Below are 22,175 nucleotides of genomic sequence, written 5' to 3'. Positions count from 1 at the left end.
TTATCTAATTCAAAATTATTAAAATAAAATTTTAATAAGCAAGAACTTTACTGTCCACAAATAGTGGTATAAACAAGTAAGTAGTGAAGAGGCACTATTTCATTTTATTTAAATGATAACCCGCTCTCCTCCAAAGCCCTCCTAAGCTTCGGCAAAGACGCATGTCCCATACCATGCAGTTTTAATATTTCTTTTTCACTATATTTTGAGAGTTCTTCTACAGTTTGAATTCCATGGTGTTCTAATGCCCTTCTTGCTGGCGCTGAAAGAAGAGAGAGAAAACCTTCTTTTGGTTTTCTCTCTTTCTCACAGACTGGGCAAGTTGGACAATCGCTACTTTTATAGTACTCGTGTCCCTGTTCACAAGTTCTTAACGTTTTTTCCGTTACCATTTTCAAGCCCCTCTATTCTTCAATATTTACAACGTGATTCCCATCAAAGAAGTATAAGCATTTCTCTTTTACAGGATGTTGTAAGCTTTTCTCCAGTGCTTTTGCATATAACGAAAGCTGCACTTTATATCGATCTTCTAAAATTGGTTTCGCTTGTTCGAATCCGCCTGGAAATTTCCCTTCAATCGTATCTGTTTTGAAGTCGATTAACGTAATGCCATCTTCCTCTTCAATCATGCAGTCGATAACCCCTTGGACAAGAATCGATTCCCCGCTATTCCCTTGCCAATCTTGATATGCTTCTTCTGCTGCAAGCATCATCGTAAATGGAACTTCACGCTCAACACTTTTCGCCGCTAATACCCTTTTACCTAAGTCACTGTCAAAGAATGAAATTACTTTTTCAATCGCTATTTCTTCCGCCTGCTCGAATGTTAATAATTCCTTATTTACCATTCCAGCAATTTGCTCTTGAAGAACTTCAACCGTAATCGGCTTCTTCAAATCAACATGCTGCATAACGGCATGGACTGCTGTTCCGCGCTCTGCGTACGTTAACCCTTTTTTCTCCATAAAGCGCGGACGTGTTTTAATTGGTGCACGTAGTTTTTTAATAAAGGCGTTATCACTACCATCTTCTGATTGGTAATTTCTCTTTATTTCTGTAACAGATTGCTTCGCACGGTGAGATGTTGCTTCCTCATATCCGTACTTCCACATTAATCTGTCGTACACTTCATCTTTTCGTTCACTTTCTAACGGCACAGCCTTTTTCTCACGAAGCGCTTCTAACAATTCTTGTTTCTCTTCTTGAACTGGCTCTGGTGCAAGTAGCGTATTACCGTCCACAACTTCTACTTTCCAGCTAGTGTCATACCCGTAAATTTTATCTGGAATACTTCCTTGTCCTAATTCAAGAAGCATTTCACTATCACGGTGTCTATATAATGAAGGTGCAATCCAGTCTAAATAACAAGACGCCCCGGCACGTATGTGATCTGGTAATAACCATTCACTATGTTCCCTCGCATCAAGCCATTTTTCCATTTCCTTATTTGCATCCTTAACTGTTCCGATTAAAATTAACTTCTCTTTCGCGCGCGTCAACGCTACGTATAGTACGCGCATTTCTTCCGCAATTAATTCCATTTTCATTTTACGCTTAATCGCAAGCTGTGATAATGTTGTATATTTAATTCGTTTACGCGGATCGATAAATTGCGAACCGAAACCGAAATCTTTATGCAATAAGAAACGTTTCATTAAGTCTTGTGTATTAAAACGACGACCGAGTCCAGCTACAAATACAACCGGGAACTCTAACCCTTTACTTTTATGAATCGTCATAATGCGAACAACGTCTTCTTGTTCACCAAGGGCCCTCGCCGTACCCATGTCATCACCGCGTTCTAAAATACGTTCAATAAAACGTAAGAAGCGGAATAATCCTCTAAATGATGTTGCTTCGTATTGTCTTGCGCGGTCATATAGTACGCGTAAGTTTGCCTGCCTTTGCTTTCCAGCTGGTAAACCGCCAACGAAGTCGTAATAACCTGTCTCACCGTACACTTTCCAAATTAAATCAGAAAGTGATTGTTGACGTGCAAATTCACGCCATCCTTGCAGTAAGTTATAAAACCACTCTAATTTATCATGAAGTTCTTGCTCCTCTTCAAGTGGTGCCCCTTTTAAGAATGAGCTCATTACTTCATAAAACGAGCTTTTCTTTCCATGAGCACGAAGCGTTGCAAGTTCTTCATCGCTCAATCCAACGATTGGAGAACGAAGTACAGCTGCAAGCGGAATATCTTGCATCGGATTATCAATAACGCGGAATACGTTCATCATAATATTTACTTCCGTCGCTTCAAAGTAACCAGTCGCAAGGTCAGCGTACACTGGAATTCCTTGTAATTTTAACTCTTCCATAATTTGCGGGGCCCACGGCATGGAGCGAAGTAAAATAACGAAGTCGCGGTATTGTACTGGGCGCATACTATCATTTTTACGGTCATACACTTCATAACCTGAATCAACCATCGCTTTAATGCGCTGCGCCATAAGACGAGCTTCAAGCTGTGCTTTTTCGACTTCTGCACCTTCTTCTCCGTCTATTACTTCTTCTTCCGTTTGCTGAATGCACAGTAGTTCTGCCGCTACATCTTCACCTTCTGGATAGGTAGCACCTAACTTTAATTCAGCGTCTGCATCGTAGTCGATTTCTCCGACTTCTTCACCCATAATTTGTTTGAAGATAAAGTTCGTACCTGCTAACACTTCATGACGACTACGGAAGTTTTTCGCTAAGTCGATCTTCATTCCACCGCCCAATCCTTCTTGTGTGAAGCGTTTATATTTTCCTAGGAATAGTCCTGGTTCGGCTAGTCGGAAACGATAAATCGACTGCTTTACGTCACCAACCATGAACAAGTTTCCTTCACTCTCAGAATCTTTCGTTACGAATTTAATAATAGATTCCTGTACAAAGTTCGTATCTTGATATTCATCGACTAATACTTCAGCAAATTTATTACGATATTGGAGCGCCACTGCTGACGGATTCATTTCACCATTTTCACTTTGTTCACTTAAAATTTGTAAACAAAAATGCTCTAAATCTGTAAAATCGACCATTCCTTTATCTCGCTTCATCGCTTGGAAACGCTCTGTAAATACTTTTACAAGTTGAACAAGCTTTTCTAATACTGGGTGCATATCTTGAAAATCTCGTAAGAAACTTTCAGGTTTTCGGCTAAATAACTCTTCTTGTAATTTCTTCACTTCATCTTTCGCTTTATTACGAAGAGAGTCTACTTGTTTTACAACATCTTCATTGTAATCACTTTTCTTAATACGCTTTAACGTTTGCCACGATACATTTTGCATCGCTTCATACAAACTTGTCCACGACTCATGAGCAGCTGATGATAGCGTTCCAAGTAAAGCTAGATCTGCTTGCAGGGTTTCAATGCGAGGCGCTGGACCGTCAGGAAGCATTGCGAGTTCAGTTGCCTTACGAATATGCTGTTCCGCTGTTTCAAGCTGGAATTTCACATCTTCTAATAAATAAGAAGCATATACTAAATCTTCAATTGTCTTTCCTTCTACGTCATATGCTTCTACTAATTTATCAAGCCATTTTTCCGGATTTGGATGCGCTCTTGACTCTGTATGAAGCGCTAAAATCATACGTTGTAAGTCATCATCACTACGGTCACTCGTATAACGATCAACAAGTTCAAAGAAGATTGTATTATCTTCGATTCCGTACTCTTCTTCTAATATGTCATCTAGCACTTCTTCTTTTAACAATTCATTTTCTGTTTGATTAGCAATACGGAAACGAGGATCAACATCAAGCATGTAGTAATATCCTCTAATTACTTGTAAACAGAATGAGTGAATTGTTGAAATGGAAGCTTTATTTAATAGGCTCAGCTGCTTTCTTACGTGTTGAGAGCCTGGTTCATCAATTAATACCTTTTCTAACGCTTCCCCGATTCGGTTTTTCATCTCTTGCGCCGCTGCATTCGTAAATGTTACAACGAGCAGGCGGTCGACATCGACTGGATTCTCTTCATTAATAATCTTTTTAATAATACGTTCAACTAATACTGCTGTTTTCCCTGACCCAGCTGCTGCCGCAACTAAAATATCACGTCCATTCGCTACAACAGCTTTCCACTGGTCATCTGTCCATTGACTACCTTCTGGTTTTTCAGGCCAATTTTCTATCATTCTCCGCCAACCTCCTCTCTTATTTTCTCCATCGCTTCGCTATCTTTCATATCTTTTAACGATCGGAACTGATTATCTTCAAGTGACTCATCAAATTGACAAACAGATTTGAAGTTACAGAACGTACATGCTGCTTTATTTCCCATTTTATAAGGAGCAATATCGATAACACCTTCTGTAATATCTTTTCCGATATTTTCAAACGTATGGTGTACATATTTTTGCAGTACGTTAAACTCTTGCTCACTTGCAATACTTGAACGCGCACTAAAGCTACCGTCTTTTTTCAGGCCAGCAGAAATAATATCTGAACTTCCTGTTGAAAGTTTGTTATCCATTAAACGAACAACGTCAGCATCTCCTAATACGAGTCCTTTCATTTTAAATTTCTTTAAAATTTCTTTTTCAATTTCAGCTTCAGATGCGTCACCTTTCATCTCAACGATTGGGTTATGAATATGGAAATACAATACACCAGCTGGTGATGCTGCGTGACCTTTTTTCATCCACGTCTGCGCATTCGAAGTAACAACATCTAAATACGTTAACATTTGAAGTGCTAATCCGTAATACACTTCCGTTAAATCTAACGCTTTTGAACTTGATTTATAATCAATAATACGTAAGAACGTCCCGTTTTCATCTTCTGCCTTATCAACACGGTCAATACGGCCGACAACTTCCATCTTCACACCATTTGGTAATGAGAATTCCATCGGCGGAAGTGATCCTGTACCACCCATACCGAACGGCACTTCTAAATCAACTGGTACGAATCCGCTTGACTTCGCATGTTCACGAAGAATGATTGACGTACGGAAAATGATTTGTTGTAGTTTTTGTTTTAAATAGAAGTGACGGTTTGAACTTAATAAAATTTGTCGTTGTAATAACGGTGCGATTTCTTCTATTACTAAAACAGAAAGATGCTCACACTCTTTTATGGATAAATCCGCCCAAGTACGGTTTTCACGCAATAGCTTGTCCGCAATTTTCTTTAATGCCGCATGGAATAATTCGCCGATGTCCGGCGCATCAAGCTTGAAAATATCACGCTCTCTAAGCGATAAACCGTGCTGCGCAAAATGAGCGTATGCACAACGGTTAAATAGTTCCATACGAGAGACGCTTCCTTTAATTATATCTCCGTATAAATCTCTACTTACTGCTGTACTTAGTTTCTTCGCACGATTTCGATAGAATAAACTTGATAAGACGCGGCTACTTTTTTGTTTCCATTCATCTGAAGTTACGTAGAAATTATATACGTCCCACCAAAAGTCTAAATTCCCTTCAAATCCGTATCGCTTCCACGTTTGTAGTTGCTGCATAACGTAAGATAACGTTACTTCTGGCGTTGCTACGTATGAAATTTGTTCTGAACGTGATAAATCGTTTACGTCATTGGTAATAAATGAATCTTTCACATTAGGGAACATTCTTTTTATTTTCTTAATAAAGCTAGACGCAAGTAACGTCTTTCCTTCTTCATCTGCAAGCGGGCATGAAATATATAACTTCTCAGATGCTCTCGTTACCATTTGATACATAACGAACTGTTCTTCTAACAAAGTTTGTCTCGTCGTTGGCGCTAATTCAATCCCCGCTGCACCAAGAACTTCTCTTTCTTCATCAGAAAGCATACCTTCGTCCATAGGTGCTGCTGGAATAACACCCTCATTTACACCTATAATAAACGTTGCTTTCACGTCAGATAACCTGGAGTGATCAATATTAGCAATTAACACTTGGTCTAATGACGGTGGAATGTTAGCAAATTGAAGCGCCTCAAGACCTGTCGACATAACGTCCGTAAACATAGAAAGAGACATTTTCTCTTCACCAAGCATCTCTACAAACGTATCAAGAAGGCTCATTACTTCTTCCCATACTTGTTCATGATCTGTCGCAAATAAGAAATCTCCACTTTCTTCTGCACGTATACGTAATTCTTCTAGTTTTTTCGGAACATCCAGCTCTTCTAGAAATAAGTAAACTGCTTCACACATTTGCATAACTGTTCCTGCACGCTTTAACCTTTTTTGCATGCGAATAACAGGTGTTCTTACAACGTCACGTAACCTATTTATTTTCTCTTCCATTTCACGTTCACTATCTGTGATCATCCCGTTCGTATCATCAAGAGAACGATAACGGCGATACATCCATGGATCCTCTGAAGTCCACCTCTTTCCTTGTACACCGTACGCTAAACAGTAATTTTCAAATTCATCCATTTCTTCACGCATCGTTTCTTTTCTTACGTCTAATGGATATAAAAGCTCTGTTTTCACGCAGCGGAACACCGCATCATAACGCCAATTCCCACTAATAATCTCGAGTGCAGAACGAATACATTCTACTAATGGGTGGTGTGACATCGGGCGCTTTTCATCGATGAAGTGCGGGATATTGTAATCTGTAAATAACGTTCGCATCACATCGTAATAACTTTCCCCATTACGAAGAAGAACCGCAATATCTCGGTAACGATAGTTTTCCTCCGCCACAAGTTTACGAATTTCACGCGCAACACCTTCTACCTCTGCTCGTAAATTCGCAGCTGTACTAATCGTTACACTCGCTTCACCGTTAAATTTTTCATTCGGACGCGCTTCATAATGAGCTTCTAAATGCGCTAATGCCGGAGAATGAAAACGCGGCTGTTCCATAAGTGGAATTGTTTTTTCAATTTCTATTTTCTCTTCACGCGCTACTTGTTTGATTTTTTCATACGTTAACGTCGTTTCATAAAATAAATCGAGTTCATTTACTGGCTGTGCTAACGTTTTTTCATCTATCGTTAACGTGATCGTAACTCTCGCTCCGCAAATCATAAGCTGTCTTACAATCTCTAACTCTTGCGGGGAGAGTGAATGAAATCCATCTATATAAATTTCCGCACCATTTACATATTCAGACTGCGGAAGCTTTTCCACTAGCAATTGCAGGTAGTCTTCTGAATCTAAATATTTTCCAATTAAAGCACGTTCAAAATCATCGTATAATAGCTGTAAATCATACACTTTATTCGCTAGTAACTTTTGTTCGGCACTGCTACTATGCGCATCCAATTGTTGCCACATTTCATATACGTTAGATGGCGTTACATTGTAACGTTTAAACTCTGCAATCATACTGCCAAGATGTTCAAAGAAACCGTTTTGCTCCGCTGCTTTTTGGAACACCGATAATCCATCTTTACGAGACTCTACAATTTTACGGAGTAACATATGTACACCCGCTTCATCAATATGAAGACGACTCGCTCCGCCAACTTCTTGTAGTACCTTCCACGCTAATCGTGAAAAACTAAAAACTTGTGCCCGAATAGAACCTCTTACATCCTCACTTCCAATTAACGCCTGCTGCGTCTGGAATGTCATCTGTTCTGGCACAAGATATAATATTGTTTTCCCTCTCGGGCGTTGTTTTAACTCTTCTTGCACTTCGCGTAAACAAAGTGTACTTTTTCCACTTCCCGCTCTACCAATCACAAATCGAAGTGACATGTAACCCCACCTTTCACTTACATAACGAACGTTAGTTTGCTACTATAATTGTATTATAGTACACAAAAAAAGACAAACTGAGTTGTTTGTCTTTTCTATACTTCTACTTCATTATATCAACCTTTTGAAAAATTCGTTTGCACCTCTTGAATTGGCCAATATCGCAAATCAACTTTACCGACAACTGTATCAGCTTTTACAAAGCCAAAGTGTCTACTATCCCAGCTCCCGAGCCGGTTATCACCTACTACAAAAATAAACCCGGGTGGCACCAGCTTTTCTTTCGTTAACTCTTCTAATGTAAAGTCGCCTGTTAGTTGCCTTCCATTTATCTCTTTCTTATACTTCTCTAAATACGGCTCATCAATAAATTGACCGTTTATATATAACTTATCCTGCTTATATTCAATATGATCTCCAGGTAAACCGATAACCCGCTTTACATAGTCCTCTTTTTTATTCGCATGAAATACCACAACGTCAAATCTGTTCAAGTCCCCAACTTGATAACTCACCTTATTTACAACTAGCATATTGCCATCTTGCAATGTCGGCATCATTGACTTCCCCTCTACAACATACGTTGAAAAGAAAAACGTTCGAAAAAATACAGCTAATAATACACCAATTAAAATTGTTCGTATCCACTCTATGCCTTCTTTTTTCAAAGTTTTCTTCATCTGCTTCTCCCCTTATCCTTTAATACTGAAGCTTTCCTTTACAAAGAAGACTATTCTTAATGTAGTTCTAACTTTACTTCGATTTTCTTACCGACATACCATAAAATAAAAATACCAATCGCTACAATAACTGATTTCACTGGATTATGAATAAATGACATTAAATCATGACCGATATACGTTAAAATAAAAATCATCACAAGTTTTCCGAATGCTAACGCTAGACCAAACTGTTTTACACTAATTCGGGATAAACCAGCGACAACATTTATTAGCGCTGACGGTGTAAACGGAAAACAAAATATAACAAAAATCGGTGCGAATCCTTTCCTTTCAACCCACCCCATTGCTTTTCGTACTCTCTCATGCTTATTTACAAACGAAAAGAAACGACTGCGACCAAAATGGCGGATGATGAAAAAGACAAGTAATGCACCCATTACTGATCCAAGCCATGAATAAAGAAAACCGAGCCAAAAGCCAAATGCAACAGCATTCGCCAGTACAAATACAATAAGCGGTAATGCTGGAATCAACGCCTCTATCATCGGTAAACCAATACCAAGAAGTGGTCCGAACGCTTTATAACTCTCAACAATATGATCCATATTTTCTGGTGAAAAATACTCTTTGATTGTCTGAAAATCCATTCTACACTTTACCCCTTTACTCTAAATACTATCCCTACTGTATCATTGCTTATATGAAAGAGGAAATGGTAGATACGACATACGGAGATGTATTTATTAAAGTTTCCATATCTTTCATAAGAATTCCTTCATTATTTAGCTATGATAATCTATCAATATTCGACAGGACGTGTCGTTCATTTTGTTATTTAGATTGTTTTTCGGTTTTTATCGGTAAATGAAATTATACTGGTGATTTTCTAAATATCTCAATTACAACTCGTTTTTTCTAATATATCGCCTTATCTACAAAGACTGACTGACAAACAAAAAAAGAATGGGGATTCCCCCATCCTTTCACACTTCGCCTTCCTTCACAAAATACACCTTCTCATAAGCGGGTCTTAATGTTGATTCCTCTTTTTTATCGACCTCTTTAAAACAAGGATTCCCTTGTTTTTTCCTACGATCTTCATATTCAGTACGTAATTTCGCTGTACGATTTTGTTGATTTTCAAAACTAGTTTTTGATATTTCTAATTTCACAGCAAAGCCATTTATAAATCTAATAATAAGATTTCCATCTTCTAATTCTTTATTACTTTCAATATAAAAATGAGACAACCACGCGCACTCTTTTCTAGAGTAAGAATAGGTAGGGAAAAAATAAAGTTGATCTGCTGGACTAATCGCAATCGGTGCTTTATGTGTAATATGAGTTAACTCTTTCGTTCCTTCTTTTCTACCTAAGAAACTAGAGCCATGCTTGCGGCAACTTCTTTCTATAATATCTAGAGGTTTTTGAAATACGAAAAAAGAATCATTCATTTCAACGACTCGCGTAACAATTTTCTTTTCACTTAGAATAACAGGAAGTAAGGCCATTGTATTTTTCGTTACAACATAATTTTCGACATAGCGTTCCACTTTACTTTCCATACTCTATTATCTCCTTTTTTCCATTTATATTAGCAGCTGCATATATAATTTTAGCATCTATGAAAAGGAAATAGCTTACAAGTTTCGCTTTTTTACAATTTTTTATCATTTATTAAACATTTGTTAAACAATAAAATCACAATATAGAAATTAATTAATTTTAAAGTTATAAAAACAGCATTTATACTACCTATAAATATTTATTATCCATTCCTCATTTCACATCATTACAACAACTAACTTTGCTATAATTAAAATGTAAATCCAATATATGGAGGGCCACTATGGAAGAAAAAGAGATCCAACCATCGATTCAAATGAAAAATAGTAGCGTCATTATCGTGAAAAACTCAGCTAGTATTATATTCGGTTTATTTTTCATTCTGCTATTCTTTTCCAAACCGTTTCGTAAATCAAAATGTCCAGAATGTAAAAAACGTGAGAAGAAAAAATCAGGGCAAGAACAATAAAAGGCCTTCCTTTATGGAATGCCTTTTTACATTTGTAGTATCATTTTATTTATTCTTCTTCACCCTAAAAAAACAACTATATTTTCTTCTAAGGTTCTCTACATCTTTTTTGATTTGTAATATGATCCTTATATAAAACATGAGAAAGAGTATTTGTACTAGTTACCCGCTTTTAATTTTTATTAAAAAATTCAAATTTGTACATCTTTATCCATCACTAACAATTCGTTAATTAGTTAACTTTGCAATATAAGTTTTGTATATAATGTCATTCAAAAACACAATATATATAAGTAGCTATTTATAATTACATTGCTTTTTATCGAATTCTAAAAAGGAGTTGTATACTATGGATAAAGAAAATCCATTAAATCAGCAGGTTAATAGCATTCCCTCAGATGCTCTGAATACCCCTAGTAAGGAACAAGAACAACTGTTAGAAACATCATCTCAAAACGTACAAAATTCCAACAACAACGCTAACAAAAAAGATGTTACTCAAGGTCTATCTGGAAAAGATTTCCCCATTTCAACAGAGAATACAAATTTATAGTTATTTACTATCATACGCAGCAAATGCTCTTGCTGAACTAATTCTTCTACAGAAACTAATACGCATTCCAGATAATTTTTTACCAGTTGTAACATCGAAAAAGAGATTTAGATATAAAAACAGGCTCTAAAAAAACTTTCTCCACAACAAAAAAAGGATGGCATTAGCCATCCTTTTTTCCATCATCAACTATAAAATTATAGTTTGATTACGTTTTTAGCTTGAGGTCCACGGTTACCGTCTTCGATTTCGAAGCTAACTTTTTGACCTTCTTCTAAAGATTTGAAACCGTCAGTTTCGATTGCTGAGAAGTGTACGAATACGTCGTTTTCGCCTGGAACTTCGATGAAACCGAAACCTTTTTCGTTGTTAAACCATTTTACTTGTCCTGTTACTGCCATAATTATTTCCTCCTAAGAAAATACAAATTTTAAATTTTTTAGTCTTCCTGTCTAAAAAAAGAATCCACACATTATCAAATACGAAACATAAACTAGTTCTCACATACTTTTTCTCGTTCGTTTTCAGCACTTGATAACATATGGATTGCTTAATTTAACTATTCAACTGACATCATCATAGCACATTAAAATAAAATGTACAATCTTTTTCGAAAATAGAATTTCTAATTTTTAGTATTTCTTATAAAATATAATTATCTCTATTCTAAATAAGGAGGAGTTTATGACCAATAAAATTCCTAAAAAAACATTAAAAAGAATTGAAGAGGATATTGAAAATAATAATCTTGGAAAAGCAAGAGATAGATTGCATGGCCTCATCTTTACATACCCAAATGAATTACATCTTCGAAAACAACTCGGAGATATTTATTATAAATTACAATATCCAGAAATGGCTGGACGTTACTGGTATCTAGAAGAGCATAAAACAGGTATTATGCATGAATCATGTTTATTATTTGAAAAATCAATGGGAAATAGTCCTCATCATATTGCACGTGCTTTAAAGTTTAAAGGCGATTCTAACCATATAAAAGGTTTGTATAAAGATCAACCTTTATCTTCAGTGCAGAAGAAAGTAGCAGAGGAGTTAATTTATGAGTATAAAGAAACATGGAAAGATAAGCTAGTTCCTTTTGGCTGTCTAGCATTGCTTGCTTCCCTTCTCTTTTCTGCCGTTGTTGGTCTATTCACTATTTGGAATTGGATTTTTTAATCACAGGGGGAATTTTCACATGTCAAACTACGCTAAAGAAGAAAGGCTAACAGGGGGAAACGTCTCAAGCGTATATCGTTCTAAAAATACTGTTCGGCGAGAGTTAAAGCCAGACAGTGAAAAGATTCATAAGCTATTGCAACATTTAGAAAACAAAGGATTTCATTATGCTCCAAAGTTTTTAGGTGTAGATGAAAAGGATAGAGAGATTTTATCCTTTATTGAAGGAGAAGCTGGCAATTATCCTTTAAAAGAATATATGCGATCTAATGATGTATTAAAAAAAATAGCAAAGATGCTCCGCCTTTACCATGATGCTGTAAGTGATTTTCCGTTATTAGCTGATTGGAAACCGATGGATCATACTCCAAATAACATTGAGGTTTTATGTCACAATGATTTTGCCATATATAACATTATTTTTAATAATGAGAAGCCAGTAGGGATTATTGATTTCGATGTTGCTGCTCCTGGTCCAAGACTATGGGATATCGCTTATACACTCTATACTTGTGTGCCTTTAAGTAGAGTGTATTATACTGAATCCGGTGAAGCCGTTCATTATGACTCATCGCAACATGCAGATCGTATTAAAGAGAGAGTGAATTTGTTCGTTCAGTCCTATGATAAAAATATGGATGAAGATTACTTAGGAATGGTGTTGCTTCGATTAGAAGGGTTATGTACATATATGAAACGAAAAGCTCAAGAAGGCGACTTGAATTTCCAAAGAATGATCGATGAAGGACATCTAGAGCATTATGAGAAAGATATGAAGTTTATTCGTGATCATAGGGCTGAGTGGAGTTGATTTAGTAATAAAGAAAAGTTAGTATCGTTTTTTGCCGACAACTCAATCTCTCTTTTCGAATCGTTTAGAAAATAACAAGGGGCACCTTTCAAAAAGGTGCCCCTTCCTTTTATTTCGTAAACTGTGCTTCTTCCGTAGATCCTTTTAACGCTGTCGTTGATGAAGTTCCGCCTGTAATCACTTGTGCCACTTCATCAAAGTAGCCTGTTCCTACTTCGCGTTGATGACGTGTTGCAGAGTAGCCATGTTTTTCAGCTGCGAATTCTGCTTGTTGTAGTTCAGAGTATGCTGCCATGCCGCGCTCTTTATAGCCACGTGCTAGTTCAAACATACCGTAATTTAATGAATGGAATCCAGCAAGTGTTACGAATTGGAACTTGTAACCGTAAGATGCGATTTCCTTTTGGAAGCTTGCAATTGTTTTTTCATCTAGTTTTTGTTTCCAGTTGAATGAAGGTGAGCAGTTATATGCAAGTAGCTTCCCTGGATGCTCCTTATGAATTGCGTCCGCAAATCGTTTTGCATCTTCTAAATTTGGTTCTGACGTTTCACACCAAACGAGGTCTGCGTACGGTGCATACGCTAAACCGCGCGCAATTGCTTGATCAAGACCTGCATTCGTACGGTAAAACCCTTCTGGTGTTCTTTCTCCTGTAATAAATGCTTTATCAACAGGATCAATATCGCTCGTAATTAAATCAGCTGCATCCGCATCTGTTCTTGCAACGATAATTGTCGGCACTCCCATTACATCTGCTGCAAGGCGTGCAGAAATTAAATTGCGTACTGCTGTTTGCGTTGGTAGTAGTACTTTTCCGCCTAAATGGCCACATTTTTTCTCTGAAGATAATTGATCTTCAAAATGCACACCTGATGCACCTGCTTCAATCATACCTTTCATCAGTTCGAATACATTTAATTGCCCACCAAATCCAGCTTCTGCATCTGCTACAATCGGTACGAAATAGTCTGTATCATCGCTTCCTTCCATATGCTGAATTTGATCCGCACGTTGAAGCGTTTGATTAATTCGTTTTACTACAGCAGGTACGCTGTTCGCTGGATATAAACTTTGGTCTGGATACATATGCCCAGAAAGGTTTGCATCAGCTGCTACTTGCCAACCACTTAAGTAAATCGCTTTTAACCCAGCTTTTACTTGTTGCATCGCTTGGTTTCCTGTTAATGCGCCAAGTGCGTTAATATAGTCTTCTGTATGAAGCGATGTCCAAAGCTTCTCAGCACCACGACGCGCTAACGTATGTTCAATATCAATTGACCCGCGCAGGCGAATTACATCTTCTGCCGAATATGGACGTGCGATCCCTTTCCAACGCTCATCTAATTCCCAGCTTTCTTGTAACTTCTCGATTCTTTCGTTTTTCATTTGTTCCATCCCCTTTTCATTTTTTATAAAATTTCATAACCCGGTAATGTTAAAAATGGTACGAATTCATCATTTCGAACGAGATTTGTAAACAACGTTGTCGCCTCTTGGAATCTCCCTTTCTTAAAGGCTTCCTTACCAATCTCTCTTTCTATTTTTGCTAATTCTTCTTCTTTTAATTCTTCCATTAATTCAAGCGTAATATTACGACCATCATTTAGTTTTCCACCTTCATGACGAATCCATTGCCATACTTGTGCTCTTGAAATTTCAGCTGTTGCCGCATCTTCCATTAAGTTATAAATGGGTGCTGCTCCCCGTCCGCTTAACCAAGATGCAATATATTGAATACCTACGCTAATATTCATGCGAAGGCCCTCTTCTGTAATCGTTCCCACCGGTACCTCTAGTAAATCGCTTTCTGTTACACATATTTCTTCACGTTTTCTAAAAATTTGATTTGGTGTTTTCATAATGTGATTAAACACTTCCATTGCAACCGGTACAAGTCCAGGGTGGGCAACCCAAGTCCCGTCATGACCGTCTAAAGCTTCGCGTTCCTTATCAGCACGCACTTTTTCAAAAGCTGCTTCATTTGCTTCTGGATTATTTTTAATCGGAATTTGTGCCGCCATTCCTCCAATTGCTGGTGCATTACGGCGGTGACATGTTTGAATTACTTTCAAAGAATACGAACGCATAAATGGCGCCGTCATCGTGACTTGTGCTCTATCTGGTAGTAAGAATTTATTATGATTACGGAAACTCTTTAAAAAGCTAAAAATATAATCCCATCTTCCGCAGTTTAAGCCAGCAGAATGATCTTTTAGCTCATACAAAATTTCATCCATTTCAAACGAAGCGTGAATCGTTTCCAGTAACACAGTTGCTTTAATCGTTCCATTTGGAATGCCGATATATTTTTGAGCAAATACGAATACATCATTCCATAATCTCGCTTCTAAATAACTTTCCATTTTCGGTAAGTAAAAGTATGGGCCGCTCCCTTTTGCTAAAAGAGCTTTCGCATTATGGAAAAAGTACAAGCCGAAGTCTACTAAGCTACCCGACATATTTTTCCCATCAACTTGCATATGCTTTTCCTCTAAATGCCATCCTCTTGGACGTACAATGAGTACAGCTGTTTTCTCATTTAATCTATATTCTTTCCCTTTATCATTTTCATGTGAAATCGTTCCCTTTACTGCATCTCGTAAATTGATTTGACCTTCCACTGCATTTTCCCAAGTTGGTGAATTCGAATCTTCAAAATCCGCCATAAAAAGATGCGCTCCTGAATTTAAAGCGTTAATGACCATCTTTCTATCTACCGGTCCAGTAATCTCTACACGGCGATCCTCTAAGTCTTTTGGCAGCTTGGCAATTGTCCAATCCGCTTCACGTATGTGTTTTGTTTCTTCTAGAAACTTCGGAAACTCCCCTGCATCAATTCTCTTTTGTTTTTCTACACGTTTTTGTAAAAGTTCTATGCGGCGCTCATTAAAATTCTCATGTAGTTCCTTCAAAAAACTAAGCACCTCAGGTGTCAATATTTCGCTGTACGCTGGTAACATTTCTCCGGGCAATGTAACCCGTGAAGTTTGCGTCGACATATTAGCATCCCCTTCTTAAACTGTTTTATAACAGATTTGATTTCATGTTTTATATTATATAACAAATCTTCAGAAAAGGAAGTTTTTTTTGAAAATTCATTTCGCTTTTTTTCAAAACGCCATTCTTTCGCGCTTTATTTCATACAAAAAAGGCCGCTGTTATACAACAACGACCTTTTTGTATTATTTTTGAATTTCACTTTGACTAGTTAAACTTTATTACTGCCCTTGTTCCATATCATGCAATATTGCTCTATGTAAAAACTGTGCGTATTGTTCTCTCGTTACCTTCATAGACGGACCGAATTTACCTTCTCCGATTCCCAGTGTAATACCATTTGTTTGTACTGCACTAATTGCATTCGTTGCCCATGAATTTGCTGAAACATCATTAAAGTTATGAGATCCCTTTGCCTGTAGGTCAAAAGCATTCGTAAGAACTTGTGCCATTTCCGCACGCGTTAACGTCGCCTTCGGTCTAAAGTTTCCATTCTCGTCTCCCTGGAAAATTCCGATTTCCGTTAGAGCCAATATCTCCTCGATAAAGCTTGTTGAATTTTCATCGATATCTCCATATGGGTTTTCATATTCATCTTGTTCTTCCATATCAAACACACGGTAAATTAAAGCTGCAACTTGCTCACGTGTTACATTATCCCCAAAACCGAATATTCCATCGCCATATCCCAAAATAATTTCTTGTTCCGCTAATTCATGAATTGCCTCATATGCCCAATGTCCTTTTGGTACATCTTTAAATACAATTGTATTTGCTTTTTGCAACGGTGCACTTTCCGCTTTTACACTATTACTCTCTGCTGAGAATAACACCCCACCCATAATTGTTAATGCTGTAGCTGTTTTTAATAATTTTTTGCTCATCAAATTATCTCCCCAATATGTATATGTTTTTTTAAAAATATACAGAATAAATGGTATAGTGACAATATATTTTCCGACACATTTCGTGACGGTTTTGTGAATCATATTACACATCATGTCTTTTTCATCGGGTTGATTATAAAGCTTGTTTATAACCATAAAAATACATAAATACGAATAATAATTCTTTTTTAAACAAACAAAAAAGCACAAATTTTTCTATTTGTGCTTTCATATTTCACTCTACTTCCAATCCTCTTTCAAATGATAATTAATAATCGCATTATTAATAAACTGAGCATATTGTTCTCTAGGTACAGGGCGATTTAATTCATACATGCCATTCCCAGTTCCTCTCACAACATTATTAGATTGTAACGCACTAATTGCATCTTCTGCCCAGTGACCTTTTGGAATATCTTTAAATGTATGTTTTTGTTTCGTTTCAAAATTAAATGCTCGTTTTAAAATGACAGCCATTTCCGCTCTAGAGATTGGTGCTTTCGGCCTAAAATCCCCTTGGCCATCCCCTGTAAAAACACCACGTTTTGTTAACGCTAAAATTTCCTTTTTAAAAGTGGTTGTACTATCAGAAACATCTTTATATGGATTCGCTACTGGCCCTTCTTCTTTTATCTCAAGTGTTCTGTAAATAGTCCCAGCTACTTGTTCACGTGTTATAAGATCGCCAACACCATACTTCCCGTTTCCATACCCTAATATAATTTTATGATACGCTAAATCCATAATAGCATCATATGCCCAAAATCCGTATGGAACATCTTCAAACACAATCATTTGTGGATACTCTTCCGCTTTTACAGGTGTCACATTCGCCCCTGCAAATATACCTCCTGCCATTGTCGCAATCATCATTACACCCAATATTTTTTTCTTCATTATCCTCTCTCCCTATTTCATTCAAATAAAATGAACTTCATTGTTTCAGGAGTACTATTTTTTTTGTGAATGTAAGATAAAATGCAAATCTTCTAGAAGAAATATTTCCACTACCTTTCTGCTTTATACCCCCTTCTTTCTTTTTCAAAAAGGAAGTTGTCACATCTAAGGTGTTATATACTAAAACATTCTACAATCTCTTTATAAACTCCTTTTCACTTTATAACTTCCCTTTATTGGCACCTAAAGGAGATGCCTAATGGAGATTACTATATTCATGGTTTATATTTCAGAGGTAGTATCCCCCTTCACTGATAACTCGCTTTCGCTGAATTTTGAGGTGGGGGTCTTACTGCCCAGCAAATAACGGGATAAAAAAATCATCCTTTTTTCTTAAAAGAGGATGATTTTTTTATATTTATTAACACTCAAATATGCTACTACTTTTGAAGAGTAAATTGGGCAACTATTTGTTTTAATTTTCCTGCTGCGTTATGCATATGTTCAATTGAAACCGAAATCTCTTGAACAGATTTTTCTTGCTGTTGAATAGACTCTTTTACCCTATCAGTTCGGTCAGATGATCTTTGGGAAATTTGAGCCATGTCTTCTGCAGAAGCCGAGATTTCCTCACTACTCGCTGCAATTTCATCTGTAGACATAGATACCGTTTGAATTTGCTCAGATACTTGCTGTACTTTTTCTGTAATTGTTCCAAATACTTTTTCTGTATGCATTACTACTTGTGTACCTGCCTGTACCTCATTATCTACTTTCCCCATCATATGTACCGTATGGTTCGTTGTTCCCATAACTTGAGTAATAAGATTCTCAATTTGTTTTGCAGAATCACTAGATTGTTCTGCTAATTTCCGCACTTCATCTGCCACAATTGCAAATCCTCTACCACTTTCACCAGCACGTGCAGCCTCAATTGCGGCGTTTAATGCTAATAAGTTAATCTGGGAGGTAATACCTTGCATAACATCAATGATTTTAACAATTTCTTCTGATTGTTCTTTCATAGTCTCTACTTGTTTCACACCGCTATGTACCGAATTTTGGATTGTATCCATCTGTTGAATCATTTGTTTCATTAATTTGTTACCACTCTCTGCATCTAATGCTGATTGAGCAGATAATTCATTTACAGAGGATGATGTATTGACTATACTCTGCATTCCTTGCGTCAACTCTTCCATCGCACCCGCAGTTTGTTCCATTGCTTGCATTTGACTCTCTGCACCATTTGCAACTTCTTCAATATCCATAGTGATTTTCTTCGCTGCACTACTAGATACTTCTGATGCAGATACTACTCCGTCTGCATGTTGGAATAAAAGCTGAATATTATTCTCTACTTCTTGCATATTTGTTCTTAGCCCTGCAATCATCTCGTTAAAATTACTTACTAATACACCTAATTCATCCTTAGCAGTATAATCACCATGTACGGTTAAATCTCCTTCTTTCGCTCTTTCCATCATACGACTAACCGTTTGTAAAGGAGCAACTATGAGCTTGCTAATAATATAACTTACTATACATATAACGATTGTAGTAAATACTACAAGAATGATAAAGGTAATAACGGAACGATCAATCATTTTTTGAGAATCTTTAAATACTTGGTCAGCTAAATTTGAAACATACGATTCTAGATCCACTGCATAACCAGCTAACTCTATTCCCTTCGGTTTTAATTCCTTCTGAAATTCATTTACCATTTGTGGCTCATTTGTTGCCTTCGCCTTTTCAAATAATTTTTTATATGTATCTTTATAACTTGGCAAAGATTTCTTCATCTTCTGAAATAGTTCATCCTCTTGCTTACTTAAATTAAAACCATCATCATATTCTTTTAATAAAGAATCATATTTTTTAAGATCCTTTTCAATATTATCAATTATCCCCTCTTTATTTGCCACTTCATTTTGTGATGCCGTAATTAATTCTAGTAAGTTATATTCTAATGAATTTTGTGTACGAAGCATTCCTTCTAATAAAATTGCAGAATATTGATAATCATCTACTACAACCTCTGTATCGTGCTTAATCTTATTAATAGAATTAATTGCTACACTGCTCATAATTACCATACCTAAAACTGCTAATGAAATAAGCGCTAATAATTTATATTTCACTTTTAAATTTTGTAAAAAATACATTTTTCCACCTTTATTCCTTTATATATAGATTTTTAGAATTTTATAGCTTATTATTTACAAAATCGTAATAAAAAGCAATGATAAATATTCCCAATATGAAACTTATATCTCTATAAAAAAAGAAGTAGCTATCATGCTACTCCTTTTTGCTTTGTTTCTCATATTGTTCAAACGTATGAATTCTTTCAAAAATTGGTGGGTGCGTGTATAAGAAAAATTTTACTAACGCAGGCGGATTTACTTGGCTTAAACTTGTTTTTGATAAATATTGAAAAGTTTTCACACCAGATTTCCCATCCTTCGTCATATTTAAAGCATATTGATCTGCCGCTCTTTCTTCTATACGTGAAACGTAGTTTGTTGCTGGTTGTGCTGCAAAAGAGAGGACAGAAGAAATTAAGAAAAATAAAGGTAAAATGGAGAAACATGCTACTTTTGAAATTTGCAATGTATCTCCCCATTTGCGAATACACATATTTATAATACGACTAATTAAAAACATACCTATAAACGATAGCAATACATAACTTGCAACGCCAAAATATATATGTTTCATAACATAATGCCCCATTTCATGGGCCATTATAAATAAAATCTCTTTATCTTTTAACTGCTTAAGTGTTGTATCCCACATTACAATACGGGCGTTAGGGCCAATTCCTGTTACGTAAGCATTTAATGCATTCGTTTTTTCTGACATATTTACTTCATATACGTGTTTAGCAGGAATGTCCGCTTTGTCTGCTATCGCTAAAATTTTCGTTTCTAATTCTTTATTTTTCAGCGTCGAGAAGTCGTTATACAGTGGATCAATAACGACAGGCTGTATGAATGTTAAAAAGATTGTAAATGGAACAGAGAGCGCCCATCCTGCGAGCCACCATCTCTTCGGAAATTTACGGATAAGCCATAATAGAACGGTAACTACGATTAACATAGTCGCATAACTTTCCCAAAAACCGATAACATGATCTTTTATCCAGCTTTGTGTACTTTGTGTTGAAATGCCGTAATCAACGGACACTTTCCGGCCAATCCATTGCATCGGTAAGGCAAGCACTGTTGTCAATAATGATAAATAAAAGAAATAAATCGCAACTTGCAAAACACTTATTTTAGTCGTTTCCTTCGACCATTTCTCAAACTTTCTTGAAATACCTAGCACAAGTACAAATAATAAAATAATCCATTCAAGAGGCGTCGCTAAAAAGTATAGTAAATTTTTCACGCGCGAATAATCTTGGCTTAGCGTAAGCTCTCTCGTACTCATAAACGTTTCTGGATCTGCACTCGTTCCCTTATACATGTCCGGAATAAGTTCATGATTCCATCCAAATAAATACCAATATATAAGTAACGCAAATCCAACGTACAAAAAAAGCGACCAACCGATAACCTTCTTCACGCTATTCCCTCCTCTATGCTGCCTGTCTATTATTATTGTAAGTTCGTACACGCTAAATTAGAACAAGCTTATTATGTGAATTGCTCTGGATCTTTTTATTTACATAAAAAAACTCTTCTACATAAGAAGAGTTTTACCTATCTTTAAACACTTTCTTCGGTTCACAATCCGTACACTTACAAACCAACACGTACCCTACTTCCTTTTTAGATAAAATAAAAAGCCTCTTTAAGGAAGTACATCTATTAATAAACTAAAATCTTGTAAAGAGAAAGAACTATATTTCATAATACCCTGTACGGCTAAAAGTAAAACAAGACCGATCACACACATATAGTTAACGCTTTCTTCATTCTTTTTTTCAGTAACGACTCCACCACTTATACATAAAATCCCTAGCAAATGGAGCGCTAAATACATGAAAAAATAAGCTTCCTCCCAGCGCAAAATAACATTCACTGTCGTTATTAACACTAGACTAAGTAAAATCAAATAAAAAAACTTATTTGATGATATCGTTTCATTCATATAATTTTATACATCCCTTTCAAATTTCGAATTAATGATGTTTCAAAGCTATAAAGTAAATGATTGTTTTTATACCATAAAACAAAAGGAAAGCCACCATTACTTTCTCGAATACTTTATGAATCCACATATACTTCTCTTCATTCTTTTTGAAGATGCGCTTCATCATTTCTTCTACAATTAGACCAAATATTAGTAAAACCCCGAACACAATAAGAAGAGAAATAATATTTTCTTTTAAATGAGTACTAGAAAATAAGTAATACTCTGGAAACACAATCGTATCTACTACAGGTTGAAGCAAATGACAAACGCTTTTATCACACATATCTGTAATAGACGTAGAATCTATAATGTCTTTTAATATTTTTTCAACCGTCTTCTTCATC

19 protein-coding genes and 1 pseudogene are annotated in these 22,175 nt (G+C 36.3%); 4 read left to right on the top strand and 16 right to left on the bottom strand.

Translation table 11 applies throughout. The annotated features are described in order from the left end of the window. Positions 1-104: 104 nt before the first annotated feature. From BHV55_RS06055 to BHV55_RS06030, 6 genes are all read right to left on the bottom strand, one after another. Entirely contained in the window at positions 105-392 is a 288-nt protein-coding gene (locus tag BHV55_RS06055; RefSeq protein WP_000255725.1) for an RNA polymerase alpha subunit C-terminal domain-containing protein, read from the bottom strand. 12 nt (positions 393-404) lie between these two features. Beyond that, positions 405-4,130 carry a helicase-exonuclease AddAB subunit AddA gene (gene addA, locus BHV55_RS06050; RefSeq protein ID WP_070757220.1) on the bottom strand — a complete coding sequence of 1,242 codons (3,726 nt, stop codon included), beginning with the start codon at positions 4,128-4,130 and terminating at the stop codon, positions 405-407. Continuing rightward, complete coding sequence (gene addB / locus BHV55_RS06045) at positions 4,127-7,642, bottom strand: helicase-exonuclease AddAB subunit AddB (RefSeq protein WP_000058607.1); 3,516 nt, start codon at positions 7,640-7,642, stop codon at positions 4,127-4,129. Before addB ends, addA begins: the two co-directional genes overlap by 4 nt. 116 nt (positions 7,643-7,758) lie before the next feature. Then, complete coding sequence (gene lepB / locus BHV55_RS06040) at positions 7,759-8,322, bottom strand: signal peptidase I (RefSeq protein WP_000751910.1); 564 nt, start codon at positions 8,320-8,322, stop codon at positions 7,759-7,761. Positions 8,323-8,378: 56 nt separating this feature from the next. Then, positions 8,379-8,972: a TVP38/TMEM64 family protein gene (locus tag BHV55_RS06035; RefSeq protein ID WP_000347518.1), complete on the bottom strand. Its 594-nt coding sequence runs from the start codon at positions 8,970-8,972 to the stop codon at positions 8,379-8,381. Positions 8,973-9,308: 336 nt separating this feature from the next. Then, the gene (locus tag BHV55_RS06030; RefSeq protein WP_000444439.1) at positions 9,309-9,890 is read right to left on the bottom strand and encodes a competence protein ComK; all 582 of its coding nucleotides are present in this window, start codon (positions 9,888-9,890) and stop codon (positions 9,309-9,311) included. 284 nt (positions 9,891-10,174) lie between these two features. On the opposite strand from BHV55_RS06030, the gene BHV55_RS06025 reads away from it, so the two are divergent. Further along, positions 10,175-10,360 (top strand): hypothetical protein, encoded by a 186-nt coding sequence (locus BHV55_RS06025; RefSeq protein WP_048568231.1) that lies wholly within the window; start codon positions 10,175-10,177, stop codon positions 10,358-10,360. 349 nt (positions 10,361-10,709) lie between these two features. After that, positions 10,710-10,913 carry a hypothetical protein gene (locus tag BHV55_RS06020; RefSeq protein ID WP_000356922.1) on the top strand — a complete coding sequence of 68 codons (204 nt, stop codon included), beginning with the start codon at positions 10,710-10,712 and terminating at the stop codon, positions 10,911-10,913. A 197-nt stretch (positions 10,914-11,110) separates the two neighbouring features. Here BHV55_RS06020 and cspA read toward each other — a convergent pair whose 3' ends face one another. After that, a complete protein-coding gene (gene cspA, locus BHV55_RS06015; protein WP_000301518.1) occupies positions 11,111-11,314 on the bottom strand; it encodes an RNA chaperone/antiterminator CspA in 204 nt (67 codons plus the stop codon). 283 nt (positions 11,315-11,597) lie between these two features. Between cspA and BHV55_RS06010 the strand changes: the two genes are divergently transcribed. Further along, the gene (locus BHV55_RS06010) at positions 11,598-12,092 is read left to right on the top strand and encodes a DUF6584 family protein (RefSeq protein WP_000182386.1); all 495 of its coding nucleotides are present in this window, start codon (positions 11,598-11,600) and stop codon (positions 12,090-12,092) included. 19 nt (positions 12,093-12,111) lie between these two features. Next, complete coding sequence (locus BHV55_RS06005; RefSeq protein ID WP_048568232.1) at positions 12,112-12,903, top strand: phosphotransferase; 792 nt, start codon at positions 12,112-12,114, stop codon at positions 12,901-12,903. Between the two features lie 109 nt (positions 12,904-13,012). Here BHV55_RS06005 and aceA read toward each other — a convergent pair whose 3' ends face one another. The 9 genes and pseudogenes from aceA to BHV55_RS05965 all read right to left on the bottom strand — a co-directional run bounded on the left by aceA (position 13,013) and on the right by BHV55_RS05965 (position 22,174). Further along, a complete protein-coding gene (gene aceA, locus BHV55_RS06000) occupies positions 13,013-14,290 on the bottom strand; it encodes an isocitrate lyase (RefSeq protein ID WP_070757221.1) in 1,278 nt (425 codons plus the stop codon). A 23-nt stretch (positions 14,291-14,313) separates the two neighbouring features. Then, complete coding sequence (aceB, locus tag BHV55_RS05995; RefSeq protein ID WP_048568233.1) at positions 14,314-15,903, bottom strand: malate synthase A; 1,590 nt, start codon at positions 15,901-15,903, stop codon at positions 14,314-14,316. 219 nt (positions 15,904-16,122) lie between these two features. Further along, positions 16,123-16,890: an S-layer homology domain-containing protein gene (locus tag BHV55_RS05990; protein WP_113710744.1), complete on the bottom strand. Its 768-nt coding sequence runs from the start codon at positions 16,888-16,890 to the stop codon at positions 16,123-16,125. A gap of 138 nt (positions 16,891-17,028) precedes the next feature. After that, entirely contained in the window at positions 17,029-17,685 is a 657-nt protein-coding gene (locus tag BHV55_RS05985) for an S-layer homology domain-containing protein (RefSeq protein ID WP_000727094.1), read from the bottom strand. Positions 17,686-18,125: 440 nt separating this feature from the next. Next, positions 18,126-18,917: a methyl-accepting chemotaxis protein gene (locus BHV55_RS27850; RefSeq protein WP_404978265.1), complete on the bottom strand. Its 792-nt coding sequence runs from the start codon at positions 18,915-18,917 to the stop codon at positions 18,126-18,128. A gap of 156 nt (positions 18,918-19,073) precedes the next feature. Next, positions 19,074-19,853: pseudogene (locus BHV55_RS27845) on the bottom strand (MCP four helix bundle domain-containing protein); the annotation flags it as partial. Between the two features lie 136 nt (positions 19,854-19,989). Continuing rightward, a complete protein-coding gene (locus tag BHV55_RS05975; protein ID WP_000755729.1) occupies positions 19,990-21,258 on the bottom strand; it encodes a M48 family metallopeptidase in 1,269 nt (422 codons plus the stop codon). 228 nt (positions 21,259-21,486) lie between these two features. Continuing rightward, positions 21,487-21,786 carry a DUF2101 family protein gene (locus tag BHV55_RS05970; protein WP_001006050.1) on the bottom strand — a complete coding sequence of 100 codons (300 nt, stop codon included), beginning with the start codon at positions 21,784-21,786 and terminating at the stop codon, positions 21,487-21,489. 31 nt (positions 21,787-21,817) lie between these two features. Next, a complete protein-coding gene (locus BHV55_RS05965) occupies positions 21,818-22,174 on the bottom strand; it encodes a hypothetical protein (RefSeq protein ID WP_025967000.1) in 357 nt (118 codons plus the stop codon). Position 22,175: the final 1 nt, after the last annotated feature.

Source organism: Bacillus sp. RZ2MS9, from assembly GCF_001816185.2.
Lineage (GTDB): Bacteria > Bacillota > Bacilli > Bacillales > Bacillaceae_G > Bacillus_A > Bacillus_A cereus.
The sequence above is the reverse complement of the archived record's forward strand: the minus strand, read 5'-3'. Positions and strand labels throughout refer to the sequence as shown.

Coding starts and splice junctions, on each gene's coding strand:
- BHV55_RS06055 (WP_000255725.1), bottom strand. CDS start 392: ATGGTAACGGAAAAAACGTTAAGAACTTGTGAACAGGGACACGAGTAC.
- addA (WP_070757220.1), bottom strand. CDS start 4,130: ATGATAGAAAATTGGCCTGAAAAACCAGAAGGTAGTCAATGGACAGAT.
- addB (WP_000058607.1), bottom strand. CDS start 7,642: ATGTCACTTCGATTTGTGATTGGTAGAGCGGGAAGTGGAAAAAGTACA.
- lepB (WP_000751910.1), bottom strand. CDS start 8,322: ATGAAGAAAACTTTGAAAAAAGAAGGCATAGAGTGGATACGAACAATT.
- BHV55_RS06035 (WP_000347518.1), bottom strand. CDS start 8,972: ATGGATTTTCAGACAATCAAAGAGTATTTTTCACCAGAAAATATGGAT.
- BHV55_RS06030 (WP_000444439.1), bottom strand. CDS start 9,890: ATGGAAAGTAAAGTGGAACGCTATGTCGAAAATTATGTTGTAACGAAA.
- BHV55_RS06025 (WP_048568231.1), top strand. CDS start 10,175: ATGGAAGAAAAAGAGATCCAACCATCGATTCAAATGAAAAATAGTAGC.
- BHV55_RS06020 (WP_000356922.1), top strand. CDS start 10,710: ATGGATAAAGAAAATCCATTAAATCAGCAGGTTAATAGCATTCCCTCA.
- cspA (WP_000301518.1), bottom strand. CDS start 11,314: ATGGCAGTAACAGGACAAGTAAAATGGTTTAACAACGAAAAAGGTTTC.
- BHV55_RS06010 (WP_000182386.1), top strand. CDS start 11,598: ATGACCAATAAAATTCCTAAAAAAACATTAAAAAGAATTGAAGAGGAT.
- BHV55_RS06005 (WP_048568232.1), top strand. CDS start 12,112: ATGTCAAACTACGCTAAAGAAGAAAGGCTAACAGGGGGAAACGTCTCA.
- aceA (WP_070757221.1), bottom strand. CDS start 14,290: ATGAAAAACGAAAGAATCGAGAAGTTACAAGAAAGCTGGGAATTAGAT.
- aceB (WP_048568233.1), bottom strand. CDS start 15,903: ATGTCGACGCAAACTTCACGGGTTACATTGCCCGGAGAAATGTTACCA.
- BHV55_RS05990 (WP_113710744.1), bottom strand. CDS start 16,890: ATGATTCACAAAACCGTCACGAAATGTGTCGGAAAATATATTGTCACT.
- BHV55_RS05985 (WP_000727094.1), bottom strand. CDS start 17,685: ATGAAGAAAAAAATATTGGGTGTAATGATGATTGCGACAATGGCAGGA.
- BHV55_RS27850 (WP_404978265.1), bottom strand. CDS start 18,917: ATGCAAGCAATGGAACAAACTGCGGGTGCGATGGAAGAGTTGACGCAA.
- BHV55_RS05970 (WP_001006050.1), bottom strand. CDS start 21,786: ATGAATGAAACGATATCATCAAATAAGTTTTTTTATTTGATTTTACTT.
- BHV55_RS05965 (WP_025967000.1), bottom strand. CDS start 22,174: ATGAAGAAGACGGTTGAAAAAATATTAAAAGACATTATAGATTCTACG.